The sequence below is a fragment of the Gabonibacter massiliensis genome (assembly GCA_001487125.1).
Taxonomy (GTDB): Bacteria; Bacteroidota; Bacteroidia; order Bacteroidales; family Marinifilaceae; genus Gabonibacter; species Gabonibacter massiliensis.
Window position 1 is genome coordinate 523,365 of record LN913013.1, and the last position, 20,619, is coordinate 543,983.

General features: G+C 43.3%; 16 protein-coding genes. 11 read left to right on the forward strand and 5 right to left on the reverse strand.

Annotated elements, in window-relative coordinates:
* Positions 1-7 precede the first annotated feature (7 nt).
* From BN3283_RS06515 to BN3283_RS06550, 8 genes are all read left to right on the forward strand, one after another.
* A complete protein-coding gene (locus BN3283_RS06515; RefSeq protein ID WP_041503707.1) occupies positions 8-880 on the forward strand; it encodes an SDR family oxidoreductase in 873 nt (290 codons plus the stop codon).
* A 45-nt stretch (positions 881-925) separates the two neighbouring features.
* A complete protein-coding gene (nth, locus tag BN3283_RS06520) occupies positions 926-1,561 on the forward strand; it encodes an endonuclease III (RefSeq protein ID WP_041504051.1) in 636 nt (211 codons plus the stop codon).
* Positions 1,562-1,774: 213 nt separating this feature from the next.
* Positions 1,775-2,629, forward strand: coding sequence for a lipoyl synthase (lipA, locus tag BN3283_RS06525; protein WP_059026132.1), 855 nt, complete (start codon positions 1,775-1,777; stop codon positions 2,627-2,629).
* A gap of 1 nt (position 2,630) precedes the next feature.
* On the forward strand, positions 2,631-3,305 hold the full coding sequence (gene lipB / locus BN3283_RS06530) for a lipoyl(octanoyl) transferase LipB (protein WP_181416478.1): 675 nt from the start codon (positions 2,631-2,633) through the stop codon (positions 3,303-3,305).
* Positions 3,306-3,533: 228 nt separating this feature from the next.
* The gene (locus BN3283_RS06535) at positions 3,534-4,133 is read left to right on the forward strand and encodes a GNAT family N-acetyltransferase (protein ID WP_235375075.1); all 600 of its coding nucleotides are present in this window, start codon (positions 3,534-3,536) and stop codon (positions 4,131-4,133) included.
* Between the two features lie 199 nt (positions 4,134-4,332).
* Entirely contained in the window at positions 4,333-5,082 is a 750-nt protein-coding gene (locus tag BN3283_RS06540) for a copper homeostasis protein CutC (protein ID WP_316929911.1), read from the forward strand.
* A 6-nt stretch (positions 5,083-5,088) separates the two neighbouring features.
* The gene (locus BN3283_RS06545; RefSeq protein WP_059026133.1) at positions 5,089-6,837 is read left to right on the forward strand and encodes an aconitase family protein; all 1,749 of its coding nucleotides are present in this window, start codon (positions 5,089-5,091) and stop codon (positions 6,835-6,837) included.
* A 21-nt stretch (positions 6,838-6,858) separates the two neighbouring features.
* On the forward strand, positions 6,859-7,656 hold the full coding sequence (locus tag BN3283_RS06550; RefSeq protein ID WP_052634668.1) for a nitrilase-related carbon-nitrogen hydrolase: 798 nt from the start codon (positions 6,859-6,861) through the stop codon (positions 7,654-7,656).
* 183 nt (positions 7,657-7,839) lie between these two features.
* Here the strand turns inward: BN3283_RS06550 and BN3283_RS06555 are convergent, their stop codons facing one another.
* Together BN3283_RS06555 and BN3283_RS06560 are read right to left on the reverse strand one after the other, a co-directional pair.
* A complete protein-coding gene (locus tag BN3283_RS06555; protein WP_041504913.1) occupies positions 7,840-9,027 on the reverse strand; it encodes a porin in 1,188 nt (395 codons plus the stop codon).
* A 307-nt stretch (positions 9,028-9,334) separates the two neighbouring features.
* Positions 9,335-10,447 (reverse strand): hypothetical protein, encoded by a 1,113-nt coding sequence (locus BN3283_RS06560; RefSeq protein WP_236684950.1) that lies wholly within the window; start codon positions 10,445-10,447, stop codon positions 9,335-9,337.
* Between the two features lie 106 nt (positions 10,448-10,553).
* On the opposite strand from BN3283_RS06560, the gene BN3283_RS06565 reads away from it, so the two are divergent.
* The 3 genes from BN3283_RS06565 to BN3283_RS06575 all read left to right on the forward strand — a co-directional run bounded on the left by BN3283_RS06565 (position 10,554) and on the right by BN3283_RS06575 (position 16,789).
* Positions 10,554-10,964, forward strand: a complete 411-nt coding sequence (locus BN3283_RS06565) for a fibronectin type III domain-containing protein (RefSeq protein WP_059026134.1) — start codon at positions 10,554-10,556, stop codon at positions 10,962-10,964.
* Between the two features lie 66 nt (positions 10,965-11,030).
* A complete protein-coding gene (locus tag BN3283_RS06570) occupies positions 11,031-14,252 on the forward strand; it encodes a golvesin C-terminal-like domain-containing protein (RefSeq protein WP_059026135.1) in 3,222 nt (1,073 codons plus the stop codon).
* A gap of 230 nt (positions 14,253-14,482) precedes the next feature.
* Complete coding sequence (locus tag BN3283_RS06575) at positions 14,483-16,789, forward strand: ABC transporter permease (RefSeq protein WP_059026136.1); 2,307 nt, start codon at positions 14,483-14,485, stop codon at positions 16,787-16,789.
* 109 nt (positions 16,790-16,898) lie between these two features.
* Here the strand turns inward: BN3283_RS06575 and BN3283_RS06580 are convergent, their stop codons facing one another.
* The 3 genes from BN3283_RS06580 to BN3283_RS06590 all read right to left on the reverse strand — a co-directional run bounded on the left by BN3283_RS06580 (position 16,899) and on the right by BN3283_RS06590 (position 20,573).
* Positions 16,899-18,074 carry a porin gene (locus tag BN3283_RS06580; RefSeq protein ID WP_059026137.1) on the reverse strand — a complete coding sequence of 392 codons (1,176 nt, stop codon included), beginning with the start codon at positions 18,072-18,074 and terminating at the stop codon, positions 16,899-16,901.
* 88 nt (positions 18,075-18,162) lie between these two features.
* The gene (gene ansB / locus BN3283_RS06585; RefSeq protein WP_041503691.1) at positions 18,163-19,224 is read right to left on the reverse strand and encodes an L-asparaginase 2; all 1,062 of its coding nucleotides are present in this window, start codon (positions 19,222-19,224) and stop codon (positions 18,163-18,165) included.
* A gap of 38 nt (positions 19,225-19,262) precedes the next feature.
* The gene (locus tag BN3283_RS06590) at positions 19,263-20,573 is read right to left on the reverse strand and encodes an anaerobic C4-dicarboxylate transporter family protein (RefSeq protein WP_059026138.1); all 1,311 of its coding nucleotides are present in this window, start codon (positions 20,571-20,573) and stop codon (positions 19,263-19,265) included.
* Positions 20,574-20,619: the final 46 nt, after the last annotated feature.

Below are 20,619 nucleotides of genomic sequence, written 5' to 3' on the forward strand. Positions count from 1 at the left end.
AGATCGTATGGACAGATGGATTATTGTAACCGGAGCTAATGGCGGAATGGGCCGGGCCATTACCGAATCGTTGGCAAAGGCCGGGCATCCGGTAGTTATGGCCTGCCGGAATACGGAACGGTCCATGGATATCAGAAATCGTATCGTGAATGAAAGCGGTAACCGAAAAGTAGAATTGTTGCGTTTGGATTTATCTTCTTTTGACTCTATCCATCGTTTTGTGGAACAGTTGGATGATCGGGAAGTGGGGGGATTGGTGAATAATGCGGGTATCATGTGTAAGGAATTTTCCGTCACCCCCGACGGATTAGAGACGACCGTGGGAGTGAATTACGTGGGCCCTTGGTTATTGACCCGGTTACTGCTGCCTTATATGGGGATAAATAAAATCTCCAGGATCATTAACGTTTCTTCATGTACTTTCCGGATAGGAAAAATCGATGAATATTTTTTTGAGCCTGTACGGGAGAATTTTCGTCGTTTTAAGGCTTATTCCGCCTCGAAGCGGGCTATTTTACTGTATACTTCGGAGTTGGCCGATCGTTTAAAAGAGAAGTCCGTTGTTGTCAACGCCGTGGATCCGGGAGTGGTAAACACGGGAATGATCACGATGCATCAATGGTTCGACCCGCTGGCCGATCGTTTCTTTCGCCCTTTTATTCAATCTCCGGAAAAGGGTGCTGATACTACTATCTGGTTGACTACTTCAAAAGAGGCAGAGAATTACACGGGATGTTTCTTTAGGAAAAGAAAAGAGAGAAAACTTCCGGATGATATGTTGGACCGGGAGAACCGCGTACGTTTATGGAAAGCTACGGAGGATTTTTTAGAGAAAAAGAGAGGAATTCGTTTTCAGGATAAAGTGAGCCTTTCTTTTTAACCATTATTATGTATTATCTTGATAGGGAATAGAATGAATAAAAAAATGAAATTAGAAGAGAGATATAAAAATGTCATTGAGTGGTTTAAGGAAAATATGCCGGTAGCCGAGACCGAACTGCTTTATCATGACCCGTTTGAGTTGATCGTGGCGGTGATTTTATCGGCCCAATGTACGGATAAGCGGGTGAACATGGTGACGCCGGGGCTTTTGGCCCGTTTCCCGAATGCCGAAGCTATGGCAGTGGCGGAGGTATCGGAAATATTCGAATTAATTAAATCCATCTCTTTCCCTAATAATAAATCGAAACATCTTTCCGCGATGGCCAAAAAACTGGTTACCGATTTCGGTGGGGAAGTTCCCGATGACATGGAAAAATTGCAGACTTTACCGGGTGTGGGCAGGAAGACGGCCAATGTCGTGGAGGCTGTGGCTTTCGGAAAAGCGGCTATGCCCGTGGATACCCATGTATTTCGGGTATCCGACAGGATCGGATTGACTACTGACGCGAAAACCCCGTTGGAAACGGAGAAACAATTAGTGCAGCACATCCCGACCGAAATTCTTTCAACGGCACATCATTGGTTGATATTGCACGGAAGATATGTATGTACGGCCCGTAAACCGAAATGTGAACATTGCGGTATCGCTCCCTATTGCCGTTATTACGGGAATAAATAATTTTTTTGAACTGACGCAACCTTTTCCGTTTTTCTGCATCTAAGAAATAACTAAGTAATAAAAACGGGAATTTTTAATTGGATTTGAAAGGTTCATAAATTGATCAAGTCAAAATTAGGGTTAGTAGTAGTGGTAAAGCTGTCTTTTTAGACAGCTTTTCTTTTTTATGCTGCGGAGAAGAGGTATATTTGCCGAAAATTTAAAAGACTTCATATGGCGTGTTGTAATAGCAGAAGAAAACCGGAATGGTTGAAAATAAAGTTGCCGAAAGGACAAAATTCAACAGAAGTATTAAATATTGTTCGGGGACATCATTTGCATACGATATGTACGAGCGGAATGTGTCCGAATCAGGGGGAATGTTGGGGAAACGGAACGGCCACGTTTATGATCGGGGGAGATGTTTGTACCCGTTCCTGTAAATTTTGTAATGTAAAGACCGGACGTCCGGCACCTTTGGATCCTCAGGAACCGGACAATATCGCACGGTCCATACAGTTGCTGAAGTTAAGGCATGCCGTAATTACTTCGGTAGACCGGGACGATGTGGATGATTTGGGTGCTTCTCACTGGGTGAAGGTTATACAGAAGGTGAAAGAGGTAAATCCGGAGGTTACCATGGAGGTGTTGATACCTGATTTCCAAGGACGGAAAGAGTTGATCCAGCAGGTTATCGATGCTCGTCCGGATGTGATTTCCCATAATTTAGAGACCGTAAAACGTTTGTCCGACAGGGTCAGAAGCAGGGCTACCTATCCGGTTTCTTTGGAGGTGATCAAACAGGTTGCGGATTCCGGGATCGTATCGAAATCCGGTATTATGTTGGGGTTAGGAGAGACGAAAGACGAGATTTTAGAGACGATGGATGATTTATGCGGCGTGGGCTGTAAGGTCATGACGATTGGCCAGTATTTGCAACCTACGGCTAAAAATTTGGAAGTGAAGGAATACGTTACGCCGGAGGTGTTCGAAGAGTATCATCGGATTGGTCTGGAGAAAGGGTTTACACACGTGGAGAGCGGTCCGTTGGTAAGGTCCAGTTACCATGCCGAGAAACATGTCAGATAAGATGAAGAAGACCGTATTTTTAGATATGGGATTGGCGGATTATCGTTCCGTCTGGCAAAAGCAGGAGGAATTGATGGATGGGATCAAAGCCCGTAAACTGAAAGGTGAAACTACATCCAATTATCTTTTGTTCGTGGAGCATCCTCATGTTTATACTTTGGGAAAGAGCGGGGATTCGGCCCATATGTTGATTGACTCCATTCAGCTGCGGGCAAAGCAGGCTGAATTCGTGAAAGTAGACCGGGGAGGGGATATTACCTACCACGGCCCGGGCCAATTGGTGGCATACCCGATTTTGGATATGGTTAATTTCGGATTGGGTGTGAAGGATTACGTGGACCGTTTGGAAGAGGTCGTTATTCAGAGTATAGGTGAATACGGGATTCGAGGAGAACGATTAGCGGGGGCGACCGGCGTATGGTTGGACGCTATGGGACCGAAGGCTCGTAAAATTTGTGCTATTGGAATCAAATGTTCCCGTTTTGTGACCATGCATGGTTTTGCTTTGAACGTGAATACCGATATGAATTATTTCAATTACATCCATCCTTGCGGGTTCGTGGATAAGGGTGTTACTTCGATGACTCGGGAGTTGGGACATAAATTGGTGATGGGAGAGGTGAAGGATGTCGTAAAACGGAAGTTTGAGGAGTTATTCGGGATGGAATGGGAATAATTTCTTCCCGTACGATGCAAACCGATCTATCTTGATTTAGTTTTCCGTGATTTTCTATAAAAAGCGAGATCTGTTTCCTTGTAATTAATTGTTTTGTAATGTATTATCGATCATAAATTTATTTTGGTTTCGGAGTACAGCGAATCATTAATCTCCGTATGTTTGCGTAGTTTTAATGATAAAAAAACAATTTGAACAGAGGAAGATTCTGAAAGGAATCTTGCGATTATGAAAACAGATGCAGGTGATTTTCCTTCGTCGATGTGTTCCGGGAGGGAAACTTTATTATTACCGAAAGAAGCACGTCCCGTGCGCCTTGAAGGAGACGGATTTGTGTTGAGAGAGTGGCGTTTCTCCGATTGTAATTCCTTGGCAGAAAATGCAAATAATGTGAAAGTATGGAATAATGTGATGGATCATTTTCCGCATCCTTACACGAAACAGGATGCTTTCGATTACATCAGCATGGTCCATTTGTTGCCGGGACCTCCCATGCGCTTTGCCATTGAGATCGAAGGCAGAGCGGTCGGTAGTATAGGTTTCGGTTCCGAAGGCGATATTGAAAGGATAACGGCCGAGATCGGATATTGGCTGGGAGAAGCTTATTGGGGGAAAGGAATCATGCCTAAGGTTATAAAAGCGGTTACGGAATATGCTTTTGAGACATTCCCTTTTCAGAAGTTGTATGCCCTGGTATTCGATTTCAATCGGTCTTCCATGCATGTTCTGGAAAAGGTGGGATATACCTTGGAAGCCGTGTTGCATAAAGCGGCTGTGAAAAACGGTAGGGTAATCGATTTCTATTATTACAGTATACTGCGTTCCTGATTTTTAGAAGGCGATGAAACGGTATGAACGTTTATGGTAGCGTATGAAACTACGATAAGTATCGTCATGTACCTCGGATCGGTACTCGTATTGTTTATAGGCGTAGGTCTGTTTTCTCCGGTTCCGTATGAATTTCTTTGTGGATTATTTGAATAGAACGGAATAAAGGTTTATTTTTATAATCTAATTGATATTGGGTATGGATATGGAACATAAAGTGGAAGTTGAGGTTTGTGCTTATTCATTGGAATCCTGTTTGAATGCGCAAATGGCGGGGGCGGATCGGGTGGAATTGTGTACGGCTATGTATGACGGGGGATTGACTCCGCCGGCTGCTGCCATCCGAATGGCGAGAGAGTTATTGTCCATCGAATTGTACGTAATGATCCGGCCGCGGGGAGGAGATTTTTTCTATTCCGATTTAGAATTTCAACAGATGAAAGAGGAGATTCTTTATGCCAAATCTTGCCGTGCGGATGGGGTCGTTTTGGGTATTTTGTCGGCAGACGGCCGGGTGGATACGGAACGAACGAGGGGGTTAGTGGAGTATGCCGCTCCTTTGAAGGTAACTTTCCATCGGGCGATAGATATGGTCAGAGATATGGAAGAGGCGTTGGAAGAGGTGATCCGAGCCGGTTGTTACCGGGTATTGACATCGGGAGGGGAGAGTGACGCGGAGAGAGGAAAAGAGGGTATCCGGCGTTTAGTCGATTTGGCAAAGGGAAGGATAAAAATTATGGCCGGATCCGGCGTCAACGCTACGAATGCCCCGCGTATAGCAAAAACCGGGGTGGATGCGTTGCACATGAGCGGCAAAAATCATAGAGATAGTAAGATGATTTATCGTAACCCGAGGGTATCAATGGGAGGGGTTTCCGGTATTTCCGAGTACGAAGAATATTATAGCGATATTGAAAAAATAGAGGCTGTAGTCAAATTGATAAATTAATAAATTATGGAACGTACATTTGTAGAGAAAATATTGAATGCACCTGTCGGGAGTATTGTTGTTCGGGAACCGGATTATGTTTTAAGCCATGATAACTCGGCCCGGATCCGTAGGATATTCGAACGAATGGGAGGGGAAGACGTGTATTGTCCGAATCAATTGGTTATTGTGCTGGATGGAAAAGTATCCGGATTGACGAATGAAATGATCAACGAATATAATTCTATTCGCAATTTTGTGGAAGAACAACATATAGAACGTTTCTACGATTGCGACCGGGGCATTTGCCACCAGGTGCTGGCAGATATTGTAAAGCCGGGGATGTTAATCACGGGAAGCGACAGTCATATGGCTACAGCCGGGGCTTTTAACTGTTTTGCCATGGGTGTGAATAAGACGGAGACCGCGGCTTTGTGGAAAACGGGGAAGATATGGTTCAGGGTTCCCGAGACCATAAAGATTGTTTTAAAAAACAGCTTGTCCGATGGTGTTGTGGCGAAGGATTTGGCTTTGTGGATTATGGGAATACTGAGTGAAATAGAGGTAAACGGACAGATCGTCGAGTACCATGGAGACGGTGTGGGAAGTTTGTCTATTGCCGATCGGATGACGATAGCCAATGTATCCACGGAAATGGGTATCGAGTGTTCTGTTTTTCCGCCTGACGACGTATTGGCTGATTATTTTGGAGAACCTGCTGTCCGCGGAATATGGGCGGATAAGGGGGCAAATTATGTCAGGTATATCGAAATCGATTTGGCAAAAGTGTTCCCGTTGGTGTTGGATACGGTAAAGGGAGAGATCAGGGGAGTGAACGAAATCGAGGGTATTAAAATACAACAAGGACTGATAGGAGGATGCGCTGCCGGTCGTTTGGAAGATTTGAGGTTGGCGGCGATGATATTGGACGGAAAACATGTGGCTGATCATTTTCAGCTTTTTATTGTTCCGGCTTCCCGGGCTATTTATTTACAGGCCATCGAAGAGGGCGTTATCGATATATTGTCCCGTGCCGGAGCTATTATTCTGGGTGCCAGTTGTGGTCCTTGTTTAAGTGTAGGGCATATGGCTTCTGCCGACAACAGTCGTTTAATTTCGACGACCAATAGTTATTTTATCGGGAATACGGCAACATCGGGTGTAAAGAAATACGTGGCTTCTCCGGTAACGGTGGCCATGACCGCCATGCGGGGAGAATTGTCGACCGTAATTCATTTTCAGGGTGCCGAATTTAAATGCAGGCCCAAGCCCGAAGAACAAAGGTGTATAGAAGGGTATGACTATCGCAGGAGAGCGGCCGTTTGGAACTATTCCGATATAGATAATATCTCTTGTCGACAGATATTTTCCGAGAAATTGACTTATAAGATAACGCATGAGCAGACGGATTTGATTAAACCGGCTCTTTTTGCCGGGTTGGATATGAATTTTTCCGTGGAGGTAAAACCGGGAGATCTGATTGTTGCCGGGGAAAATTTCGGATGCGGCGGATTGATCAAACATGCCGTGACGGGATTGATGGCAGTAGGAATACGCTTAATCATAGTGAAGTCGGTTAACCGTAATTTTTATCGTATGGCAATGAATCACGGGCTGTACATTATCATAAATCGGGAGGTGGCGAAAGACTATACGTCCGGCGATCAATTGACTTTGGATATGGAAGCCGGGAAAGTATACCTGAATAACCGGGAATATATTTTACCGGAAGTAGACCCGCTTTTTTTCGGATTTCTTGGAAAAAAAATTAGTTGATAAGTATACAATAGTTTTATTATGATATTTCGATTATGTATTCTGTGTTTATGTTTGAGTTGGTGTGGGGAGATAAAAGCACAACAAGTTCGACAAAAAAGCGGCTTAAGAGTCGGTTTGGTACAAGCTTCTCTGGCTTGGGGAGATGTTGAAGAGAATTTAAAAGCATTTAGCAGGAGGATATCGCAAAGCAAGAAAGGGGATGTGATTATCTTACCCGAATTATTTGCTTCCGGATGTCTGATGAAGAAGAGGGATAAACAGGAGTCTTTAAGTGAAAAAGTACGGATCGCTTCTTATTTTACTCGCGTTACGGATTCTCTGAAACAATGGTCTGCCCGTACGGGAGCCTTACTTATGGGATCGACGGTGTACGATGAAAATGGGAAATTTTATAATCGATTGATCGTGGCTTTTCCGGACGGTATCTGTCGTTTTTACGACAAACATAATTGTTTTAGAATGGGCGGTTATACTCCGGGAGAGAAGCAGTTGTTTTTTGAATACAAAGGGTATAAAATAGCCACTTATATATGTTATGATTTGCGTTTTCCGGAATGGAGTAAAAATACGGAAGGTTACGATATGGCTGTTTATGTAGCCAATTGGCCGGAGTCTCGTCAAAAAGATTGGGAGACCTTGTTGCGGGAACGGGCCGTAGAAAACAAAGCGTATATCGCGGGTGTAAATTGTTGCGGTACTGATCCAAACGGATTGAAATATGCCGGTGGATCACGGGTATTGAATCCCGATGGGAAGGTGTTGGGAGAGTGCCGTGATTTTACCGACGAAATTGTTTGGGTCGATATTGATAATTAGAATTTTGTGGTTCAATGATTTATTGATTCTGTGATTTAATTTGAATCTTCTGATTGTAAATCGAATGCCTTATTTTAATCTACATCGTCAATCTTTTTAATCACCCAATCTCCCAATCACCTAATCTCCCAATCACCTAATCATTATATCCCTCAATCTCCCGATCATTCTATCTTTCTGTTATTAAAAAAGGGGAAGATTATAGATTAAGCCTAAAGAAAGTTGTGTGGTTGAATAATCCTTTGTACCGAATTGTTTTGCTCTATTCGTGTATTTGTAAGAACGTCCGATGTAAGCCAAATAGAAACGGAGGTTTTCTTTCGCGGGATAGAACTCGACTCCTCCGAAATAACCGTATGAAGTCTGGTATTTCCCTTTTTCCCGGTTCCGGTTTTGTTTGTACACAGAGGCTGTTTCGTACATTCCTTTTACAAACAGATTCCAACGCGGCCGGAAACGGTAGTTGAGTTTAGTCACGTAGGATTGATACCTGGTATACTCTGCGCAACTGGGATTTGTTTCCGTACGGGTGATATCGGAAATGATTTCCCGGCTGTCCAACTCTTCGTCCGAAAGTGTAAAATCTATATAGATATTCAATTTACCGAGGTTCAGTTGATTTCCTAAGACGTAGTAGAGACTACGAGTGTTGCGGGCTTGATTCAGTAGAGAAAAGGACCAGCGGGTAGCCCATTTGTTATCGAAAAAGCAGCCGTTCCAGTTTAGGGTATAGGCTAACGGAAACTTACTTTTCTCGATTCCTTCCGGTAACACCCCGTAGAGTTCTTCTAAAGAGCTGCAACGACTATTGACGATTTGAACCTGAATTTGTTGATTCGCGTTAAATTGATATATTCCGGTTACCCCGGTCATAAAGTCGAAATACATATAATCGATCATATCGCTATACTGGTAAATTTCGTGGGGATCGAGGTCGTATTCGAATCCGCCGTATGCGGCAGCCTGTTTACCTATTTTAAAAGAGAAGCGGTCCGAAAATTTGAGATCGATCATGGCGTAATCGATGGAGAGGGGAAGGTTATCCAGTTCGGCCGGGGTATTTTCCCGATTCAGGCGTTGACGCCATCGATAGGAGAGCCAGGGGGTGATTTTTCCGCGGGCATCGATACGGAACTCTTTCATTTTGAATGCGGCTTGCTCGAGCCGATCGCCTTTGAAGTTAGCGTTGAATCCTACCTGCATGAGTATGGAGAGATTGAAATAATCGGTCTTCTTTTCCATGCCGCTGACCACTTCAAATAAAGATTTTCCGGACAGAGAGTCTTGTTCCGATAGATGCGATAGAAGGGTTTGTGAATGACTTCGGGAAAAAAATAACGACAGCAAAATAATAAACAAGGCGATTTTCATGAATAATTCTGTTTAACGTGTTTTTGGTAAAGTTCAATTAAAGGCCGCAAAAATAATACTATATTCCTCTTTTGCAAAATAAATCGACCTTCCTGTAAGGAGAGTGGGCTATTCGAATAAAACAGGGGAGTCGGCCGTCGAAGGTTTGTAATCTCATAAAATTTGAAGATCCTTATTGATTGCAAAAATATCAAGAAATAAAAAATCCCGACTAATCCATGTCATGATTATTCGGAATTTAAACTTACAATGGTAGAAACGACGACCGACCCTAAAAGGGTTAATTTATAATCTCGTACATCTCTATTTAAATCGTTAAATCCGCTTTATACAGCGTTAGACCCTCCTCGTTATACTCGCAGAAGTATACCGAACTACAATCATTGGATATCGTATAATAGCCTTTTTTCCTATTGGGCAACTCGAACTTTTTGATCGGGTTTAAATTCCAGTCGAACACGAATATCGCTTTTTTCCGTAGTCCTGATTCTTTGTCTTTTTCACTCAAATAACCGTCAACCCCGCATAAAATGTATTTGTCGGTAACTTTCATTGCACCGATACTCAGATTCCTGTCGTTTATGGTAGTAAACGACGCTTCCTTCCCGTCCTTGCGTTGTATCTTCGTGTATCTTTTTTCGTTTACGACATTTCCATTGTTAATGTCGAACGTGTACATTATGAATTGATGATTCACGGAAAAAACAGCCGTATCATTATTTTTTACGGCAATAGAACCTTGGGCGTAAGCGTATTTTATCAGATCGTTTGCGGCTAATTGCTCTCCTTTTGCTTTCTCGATATCAAAACTATCATAGATTATGGTTTCGTAAGCGTTTGCTTTGTTATTGTCAAATACAACAACCGATTTTTTATTGATCTCGTTTCTTTTTCCTATATCGTAAAATAAGACCGGACGTATTGTCGCGAGGGCAGAACCATTGGGAAGTTTGGTCATTCGAGATGCCAAAATACTATCCGGAGAGGTGGTCACGGAAAATTCTCTCTCTCCCGCAGGCATATTACTTACGATATCTTTTATAGCAAAGGTTTTTATCGTGTTTCGATTTGCGTAAAGTAGAACAGAATCACCCACCATGTTAAACCACTCTAACTCGGCTAATTCATTGGCCGCATTTCCTCTCGAAGCAATTACGGCTAATTTCTCTCCCGTGTTTAAGTCATAACAGGAGCCGAAATCCTGTTTTCCTCTTTCGAAATGCCAAAGTACAGAATCATCGATCACGCAGCCCCCTCTTTCAAAAATGTCATATTTTTTAAAGGGCTTAAATTCTAATTTTTCGGTAACGGGAAAATCTTCATCTATATTCGAGATCGGGGTAATCGAATTCTTTGCACTATTGCAGCTAAGAAGAAATGTAACGATTAAAATTGATGAAAATTGATTTTTTATTGTCATAACTATGATATATTTAAAAATATAATAATAATTTTTTGCAAATATAAATATAATAATTAGTTTTGCAAACCAATACATCTAATGTTGATATTTAAATTGAAAAATCATGAAAAAGATTAGAAAAAATGCTTTAAAGTCATTCTTGTTTATCTGTTTAGGTTTGACTGTTACGACAATTGTATTTGCTGGCGCAAGGTTGACTGTTGGCCCTCCTGATCCTCCGGGGAAGCCCATTGCTGTTGAGGTATCGACTACCGGATGTCTATTAAGATATGAAGCACCCCGACATGATGGAGGGTCACCGATTATGTGTTATATTATTGAAGGTCAGTATGATGGCTTTTTCTCCAGATGGGAAGATAAGGGTACGTCTTATACGACTGAACATACCGTTAGTGATATGATTGAAGGATATACGGCAATATTTCGTGTTATAGCTAGAAATAAATATGGAGCAAGTAAGCCGTCAAAGGAGTCCAATGAAGTGACATTTGAAGATCCACACCCGTCGAAGTAAAATATCAAGAAATAAAAAATCCCGAATAATCCATATTATGATTATTCGGGATTTAAACTTACGATTATGGAAACGACAGCCCTTAAAACCGCTATATTTTACGAGAGCAAGTTAGTAAAAAGAAGCTGGTTATTTTACCTCTTTATCCTCGGGCTATTGGGATACACGTCAGGCATTCTGATCCCGTGGGATATTCATCGTGTCGTGTGGTGGGATATCGCGTTCGCTTCTTCCATTCCTTTACGCGGGATTTACTTTTTAAACCTGTTTCAATCCGTGATCGTCACCTTTATAGCCTGTGATATTCATAGAAAGCGGAAAAAAGCGGAAACCCGGGAGGTCTTTTCCGTGCGACCTATCGGTAACGGCCGATCTTTCCTCGGGGAATCCTTAGGAATTTTTATCCCATTTTTAGTAATCGATGTTATTTTCATGATTATTTGCGTGTTTATCAACATGTTCATGCCAGACTCGCCTGTAAACCCCCTGGTAAATCTTTTTTATCTTCTCACGTACGTGTTACCCACGCTTATTTTTATCACCGGGCTCTCCTTGATCGTGAACAGGTTAGTCAAATACCCGTTTGTCAGTTGGCTTATCCTGTTAGCTTTTCTCTATTTCGCGTACACTTACCTGACGACACCTCTTCACGGGATACTTGATTTCCGGGGAAGTCTGTTGCCTGACTCTTTTTCCACTATCGTTGGATTCATGCATCTCGGGGATTATCTGCTTCAGCGGGGGGTTTTTTTACTATTGGGAACAAGTTTTCTCTATTTTGCCGTTTTGTTCACGAAGAGACTTCCCGGTGTTCCCGGCCGAAGACGCTATTTTATCGTTCCGGCCTCCCTGTTTTTAGTAATTGCTATAGGTCTCGGGTTTTTCTATATTGAAAAGTTTCGAACCCGTTTTAAAAATAGAATCGAATACCGTGCGGTCTTTCTTAAATACGATGAATACCCCAAGGCACGGGTACTCGAGCACGATATCACTTATCGACCCATGGGAGATAATTTCTCGGCAACAAGCCGGATGAAGATCCAAAACCGGAAAAAAGTAACAATGGATCGGCTTCTGCTCTTTTTAAACCCGGGATTAAAGATCGACAAGCTTGAATCCGGGGGACAAAACCTTTCCTTTCACAGGGATCGGCAGGTGATCGTTATCGAGCGTCCCCTGGCTCCCGGGGAAAATATCGAGATAGAGATGGAGTACGAGGGATGTATCGACGAGGATATTTACCAGGTAAACATTCCGGACGAGGATTTCTTTTCTCCCGTCATGTATAGTTCCCGCGGAGAAAATTACGGCAAGCGTTCGGCTTTTGTATCGGGTAAATACACTTTGCTTTTGCCGCCATTGATGTGGTACCCGATGGCGGTTGCCCCGGTCGGGTTGCAGGCGTCCAGTGAGACCGATTTCACGGATTACACCCTCCATGTCAAGAAACCGGGGGATATGACCGTTTTATCGCAAGGCAAACCGACGAGTGAGGGAGATAAGGTCACGTTCCATAATCTACAAAACCTGACGGGGTTAAGCCTTTGTATCGGGAAATACGAGAAAAGAGCGATCACCGTCGATTCTCTTACCGTCGAGTTTTACACTTACCCGGGAAATGATTTTTACCTGAAATTCCTCGATGAGTGGGAGGAGTTGGAAGAAGACAACCCGGAGCGGGAGAGAAATTTAACGAGGATATTTAATCGATGCAAAGCTATCATCGAGGAGGGTAAGCCCAATCCTTACCCCTTTCACTATTTCAAGCTGGTCGAGGTTCCAGTATCTTTTCTGAACAGTGTGCCGTTCAGCGATAACATTCAACCGGAAATAGCGTTTTTCGAGGAACGATTTTGCACGAAGACCCATAGAAAACCCGGTACTCTTTCCGGGAGGTCTTCCAGAGACATGAGTGTACAGGAATACATGCTGTACAACGATATGCCCTATTACTTGGATCGGGTAAACACGAGTCATATTTTCACGGACCACAATCGAAGTATAACCTCCGACCGGTATAGGGGGATGGACTTGATATTCAATCAAATGATACAGCCGGAAGAAGTCAGATTAAATATAACGCCGAAAATATTGAATCGTATCGTGGAAAAAGGATTGGAAGGGGTCATCACGGAAGGGTATAGCCCGGAGCAAAGCATCGCCATTTCATTAAAAGTTTCTCATTTATTGGGTTACCTCACGACGATTACCACCTGGGACTCCCTGACCCGGTTTACACGGGAATTTAGCGAGCGTGCCCGTTTCCGGGAAGCGGACTTCGACTCGTTTGTCGAGGAGTTCGAACGGCGTTTCGGGCAGAACATCAAGGAATACATGGACGAGTGGTACGCGAGTCGTCAACTTCCCCTGTTATCGATAAAAGATCTCTCCTGTAAAACGACAAAAGAGACACAAGTCATCGATTTCAAGGTCGGCAATTTCAGTGAAACGGAAGGTATCGTTTCGGTCATTACACGCGGTTGGACGCAAAGCGGGGAAGAGACGATCGTAAATTGCCGGGGTTACCGGATCGAACCCGGGGGATGTAAACGAATCGTCGTTCATGAAAACTTGAGATATTCCCTGAAATTAACCACGAACTACTCGGGCAATTTACCGAAAAATATTTTATTGAATAGGGGGGAGTCACCCTTGTCGGGTCCTGTACCCAAAGAAGGGGTTATCCCGCTCGATAGGGATCAATTCTACCCCCCGGGGGAGATTGTCGTGGACAACGAGGACGAGAACTTCCAGTTGATCGATTCGGCAAACAACCGGAAACGATTGGCGGATCTGATCAAAAGCGAGGACAATCAAGAATACTTTTTCGCAGGTTGTAATATTAAGGCTAACGCCTGGGGGGGGCCAGCCTTAGAAAATGGATTAAATAAGGCTTACGGCGAGTATATTCGGAGCGCTTTTACAAAAGCCGTCGGCACGGGACAATTCAAGGCCGAATGGACGGCAAGTCTTCCGGAAGCAGGCAAATACGAGATATTTATCCATCGGCCTCATGTAGAGACACAGAACATAGATCAATATACAACCGATTACCCGGGGATGAAAAACTACTATACCGTCTACACTTCAGGGGGAAAGGAAGAAATCGTCTTAGAAGTTCAAAAAGGCGATCCGGCATGGTTATCCCTGGGTACCTTTTCCTTACCGGCAGGTGCATCCCGTGTCGTGTTGGATGACCGGGGAGTTCCTCCTATCGAAAGTGATGGCGGGTTGAAGTATGCCCAATTAGTCGTGGCCGACGCCGTTAAATGGGTAAAGCTAAAGTAATAATGAAAATTTAATGTTATGAGATGAATCTTCGGATTATAATACGCTTTATCTTTGTTTTTTTCGAAATCGAGATTTTGAGAGAAAGGGATAGTGACAAAAAATCATACACTCGTTGTATGATTTTTTGATAGGATAAGAGAACCGTTCGAGCGTACCTTGTTGGCAATAAACAGGTTGTTTTTATGGCATAAGGGTTGATAATTCTCTTTGGACTAAAGATAATCCGTATGAATTTATCGAATTTAAAAATATTTTTTAGAAACCTGCAGAGAAATAAGCTCTATACTGCTATCACCGTTTCGGGTTTTGCCTTTTCCATGGCTTTTGTTATCTTGTTGAGCGTATATATTCATCAGGAACTGTCGGTAGATAATTTCCATAGTAAGAAGGATAGGATTTACAGGGCGATTGCCGATTACGGTTCTTATTTCGGCACTTTGGTGGGAGGGGAGTTGGCTTCAAAATATCCGGAAATCGAATCGTATACCCGAATCTTTCAGCAAAATGTAATTGTTACCGACGAACAGGGGCAGAAGTCGGACATAAATATTCTTATGGCGGATTCCTCTTTTTTTAATATTTTCTCTTTTCGTTTGTTGGAGGGAGATCCGGATGAAGTATTGTGTACGGCTCAAAGTATTGTTTTAACCCGCTCTTATGCAAGAAAGCTGTTCGGAAACGGATCGGCTCTCGGACAGGAGGTGGAACTCGATGAACAGCACCGGTTGAAGGTAACCGGGATCATGGAAGATTTGCCGAAAAATACTCATTTTAACGCTTGTGATGCCGTGGTTAACTTTGAGTATCTTGCTCGTATGTGGGGGAGTCCGGAACTATTGAAAAACAATGATAACAACTCTTTCGGACTCTATTTTTTGACTAAACCGGGTACCGATTTGATCTCGAAGATTCCCCGAATATTGACTGATTTTAAGGAGAGTTATTGGATTTATAAGTCGGGTAGGGCGAAAATTTTCGATTTGCAACCTTTACAGGATATTTATTTCAGCGAATATGACGGGGTCGCTACCCACGGAAACAGTAAAGTGTTGGTCAGTATATTGACGGCAATTGTGGTTATTATTTTTCTTTTGGCGTTGATTAATTACAACAATCTGTCGGTGGCCCGTGCCGGATTTCGGGCGAAGGAGGCTGCCGTGAAAAAAATGCTGGGGGCTGGTAACACCAATCTTTACAAACAGTTTATCGGAGAGTCCGTTTGGCTTTGCATGCTTGCTTTTATCATAGCTGCGATATTGGCTGTAAGTATGGAGCCTTTGTTCAATACCTTGTTGGAGACTGAAATATCTATCAAAGACCATTTCTCTCTTTTTAATCTTATCGGTATTCTGGGATTTGTCGTTTTGACGGGTATCGTTGCCGGCATTATGCCTGCCTGGATGGTTACCCGTTTTAATTCCGTGGAGGTGGTTAAAGGGATGTTTCACCGGAAGAGCAAGAGCGTGTACGGTAAGGTATTGATCTGTTTCCAATTTGTAGTGACGATCGTTTTAATTATCGGCACCTTGGTGATTCGGGGACAAACGGATTATATGCGAAATTATTATTTGGGTTTTGACAAAGAGAACGTTATTTGGTTGACGAACAGGATAAATTATGGCCAGGATGCCGGATTCAGAAGCGAATTATCTCAATTGCCGGAAGTAAAAAGCTGTACTTTCTCTTCGGGAGCTCCCGGTTTTTGGGGAGATAACAACACGTTTGAATCCGAAGGTAAGTGGATCGGTTTTACCGTTTATTGTACGGATACGGCCTTCTTTTCTGTTTTCAATATACCGGTGACTCCTACCGGGATAACGGGTCCGGGGGTTTATCTGAATCGTACGGCCGTAAAAAACCTGGAACTGGAAGGTGAACCTACTTCATACAAACGGAATGGGCGGCTTATTCCCATCTTGGGGATTATGGATGATTTTCATTTCGCCGGATTTAAAGAGGCGATGGGGCCGTTAGAGGTGTCGTTCGGTAATAGATTTGGCAGATCTTTGATTCTGGTGAGGGTTACCGGAAACCCGATAAAGGCATATGAACGGGTAAAGAGCGTGTACGCGAAATTCATCGAAGGACGTCCTTATGGTTCCGGTTTCTTGGACGATAGAATTAATTTGTGGTACAAAGAGGGCGAACGTACCGCTTCTTTGGTAGGTATTTTTTGTTTGTTAGCCGTTATGTTGAGCATGATGGGTATATTGGCTATGTCCACTTATTTTATTCAACAACGATTGCGGGAGATCGGCTTACGCCGGGTAAACGGAGCTTCGATCCGGGAAGTACTGAGGATGTTGATATCCGGTTTTCTCCGGTGGATTCTGTTTGCTTTCGTGATTGCTTGTCCGATCGGTTGGTGGGCGACGGACTACTGGTTATCCGGGTATGTATACCGAATCGGGATTAGTTGGTGGATATTTGTTGTCGCCGGTATTTTTGCTTGTATCGTGGCCTTATTGATGGTGGGTTGGCAAAGTTACAAAGCGGCTACTCTTAATCCGGTGCATTCGCTGAAAAGCGAATAATCCGAATAGATGATTAAGTGATCGGGTGATTAATTGATCGGAGGGAGGATAAACGATTTCGGGTTGGATTAAAAAATCCGGCAGTTCGAATCTGCCGGATTTTTTTATATTAGAACATCGGTAACTGGTAAATGAATCCAACGGATACCCGTTGAGTATCGTAATTATTGTAACCTGCTGCGCGGTGTGTGAAGTTATAAGAACGTCCGGTAAAGTTAGCGAAGAAATGCAGATTGCTTTCCATCGGATAGTATTCCACACCTGCCAAATAACCGTAAGAAGTACGATATTTACCTTTTTCAATTCCGTCCGTAGCTTTGAATATGGAGGCCGTTTCGTACATTCCTTTGATGAATACGTTCCATTTCGGTGCCACGCGGTAGTTGAATTTGGCTACCATCGACATGTATTTGGCATTGAAGGCCACGTGGTTGTCCAGGTTGTTTCTACCGCCTAAAATGTCGGTCATGATTCCTTTACGATCCAAATCTTCGTCAGAATACATAAAGTCGAAATACATATTGAAATCACCCAAGGTTAATTCATTACCCAAAGCGTAATAATACATCTGTTTTTTTTCAGCTTCACTCATGATGGAGGCAGACCAACGGGTTTTGAAGGCTCCGTCGAAGAAATTACCGTTCCAGTTTAAGGTATACACGAGCGGGGCCCGGCCGTTACCGATACCTACTTCGTTGATATCACCGTAAGTATCTTCTACTGAACCGTTTCGGCTGTCCAAAATCTGAAACTGGATTTGGTGGTTTTCGTTGGCCTGGAAGGCGATATTCAATCCGGTCATGAAGTTACTCATGTATTCGATCATATCGCAATACTCGTAGATCTCGATCGGATTGAGGTCAAATTCGATACCTCCGTATACGGTACACTGCTTACCGGCAAAGAAAGAAAACTGATCGTTCAGTCTTACTCCGATTCCGGCAATGTCGATAGAGGTCGGCATATTATCGATATTCGTGCTTCCGTTACCGCTTCCCCGGTTCAGACGTTGTCTCCAGCGGTAAGATAACCACGGTGTAACATTGCCTTTGGCCTCGATACGCAATTGGTTCATTTTGAAAGCAGCCTGTTGAAGTCCGTTTACACCTTCGTAGTTAAAATTGGCGTTGAATGTTCCTTGCATGTTCAAATAAAGGTGGAACCAGTCTACTTTCTTTTCGATTTTGGAAACCCTTTCGAAAAGCGTTTTCTCGTTGGATGTACTTTGGGCAAAAAGTCCTTGTACGCAACCCATTACCAATACTAATAATACTATTTTTTTCATAAGATAGCGTTTTCTTTTGGTTTATACCCCGGCAACATTCTTTTTACGGCTTGTATGCCGGGGTGTTTATCTTTATAAAAGAATCAGATTAATATTCGTTGAAATATTCTTGGATCGTCTTCCAGTCGTTGGTTTTTGTTAAGGCGAGCATCAGTAAAATTCTTGATTTCTGAGGATTCAATTCCTGAGAAGCAATGAATTGGTATTGATTATCATCTACTTCGGCATCTAAGGTAGTAGGACCTGTCGGAACTCTGGTTGAGCGAACGACAAGTATACCTTTTTTACGTGCGTTAATCAATTCCGGGAATACATTCTTATGGATGTTGCCATTTCCTAAACCGGCATGAATAATTCCTTTATATCCGCTATTAGCCATCATTTTTACGACATCGCCTTCCATATTTGAATAACTGTAAACGATACCTACTTTCGGAAGAGAATTTAAGTTGGTTACATCGAAAATAGATTGCGTGGTGTGTTTTTTCAACGGACTTTGGTTATAGAAAACTTTTCCATTGTAGATGTATCCGAGGGGACCTGCATTAGGGGCCTGGAATGTTTGTACGTCAATGGTATTCATTTTCAGTACACTTTGAGCTCCCAAAATGATGCCGTTCATGGCTACCAATACGCCTTTGCCCATGGATTCTTTCGCGCCGGCCACAACGACGGCATTGTAAAGATTCAACGGTCCGTCAGCACTTAATGCCGTGGAAGGACGCATGGCTCCGACCAATACGACCGGTTTATTGCTTTTTACGGTCAGGTTCAAGAAAAAGGCTGTCTCTTCCATCGTATCGGTCCCGTGAGTGATCACAATACCGTCGATATCTTTTCTGGCCAACAAAGTGTTAATGGTTTTGGCTAATTTTAACCACACGTCGTCTGTCATATCCTGAGAACCGATCTTTACGATTTGTTCACCGGTAACATTGGCAATTTTCTGAATTTCAGGAACGGCAGAAAGCAGGGTGCCAATGGCAACTTGACCGGCCGTGTAATTCGTTCCCGTACTGGAAGATCCTGTACCCGCGATCGTACCTCCCGTGGCAAGAATGTGGATGTTCGGTAATTTTTGTGCAAATACGGTTGCAACCGAGAATAGCGCTAAGGCTATCACCAAACTGATTCTTTTTAACATTTTCATGATTTCTCAATTTTAGTTAAACGATTAAGCTATGTTTATTAAAAAATTTGGACAAATAACAGACCGAGTCCCACGGCGACAACCGTGGCGATAAGACCGGGCATCATAAATGAATGATTTAATATGTATTTTCCGATATGAGTTGTTCCCGTTCTGTCGAAGTTAATAGCTGCAACGACGGTCGGATAGTTAGGTATGAAGAAATAGCCGTTTACGGCCGGGAACATGGCGATTAACATATAAGGAGATATGCCTAAAGCGATTCCTAAGGGCATAAAGGCTCTTACCGTCGCGGCCTGGCTATAAAGCAAAATAGACATGGCGAAAAGGGCGATTCCGAATAACCAGGGCATTTGGGTAACGATTCCTTCAATGGAGCTTTTTAGTTCTGTCATATTTCCTTGCAGGAAAGTATCACCCATCCACGCGATACCGAAAATTGCGACAACGGCCTGCATGCCGGCGGAGAACACGGAACCCTGTGCGGCTTTTAAACCGTTGGTTTTCGTTAACATGAGTATTAAAGCTGCTGCTGTCAACATTAGGATTTCGATGATTGAAGGCATATCGAGAATGACGGTTTCTCCGTCGATCAAATAGGAGGGACGGAAACTGTCGAAAGAGCCAAAGAGTACGATAAATACCGTAGCTATAATAAAGACGAATACGGATATGCTGGCGTTTCTTTTATTTTTTACATCCTGGGTTTGGTATTTTTTATTGGAAAATTCTCCGTCGGCCAATCGTTTTTGGTATTCCGGATCATCCACCAGCTCTTTTCCAACCCGCATGGAATAGATCGCTCCTGCCAATACTCCGATCAAGGTTGCGGGAATCGTGACTTTCAGAATATCGAACAGAGAAATGTCATATCCCGCCAATAATCCTAATAGTGCAACCGTCGCCGCGGAGATAGGGCTGGCCGTGATAGCCTGTTGGGAGGCTATGACCGCAATTCCCAAAGGACGTTCGGGTCGGATCTTGGTTTCCGTGGCGACCTCTGCGATTACCGGCAGTACGGAATAAGCCACGTGACCTGTTCCGGCGATGAACGTAAAAATGTAAGTTACCAGGGGACTTAAAATGGTTACGTGGGCCGGATTTTTACGGAGTAATCTTTCGGCTACTTTTACCATAAGATCCAATCCTCCGGCAGCTTGCATACAGGCCGCCGCGGATATTACGGCCACAATCATCAACATTACATCGATGGGAGGGGCCGTCGGTTGTAAGCCGAAAACGAAAGTAAGAATTCCTAGTCCGATACCACCCATGACGCCAAGCCCGATACCTCCAAGGCGGGCTCCGACAATGATAGCTGTTAAAACGAATGCTAATTGTAAAATCATCTCATTTAAATTTTCTGTCATTAACCGATTATCGACACATAAGCGT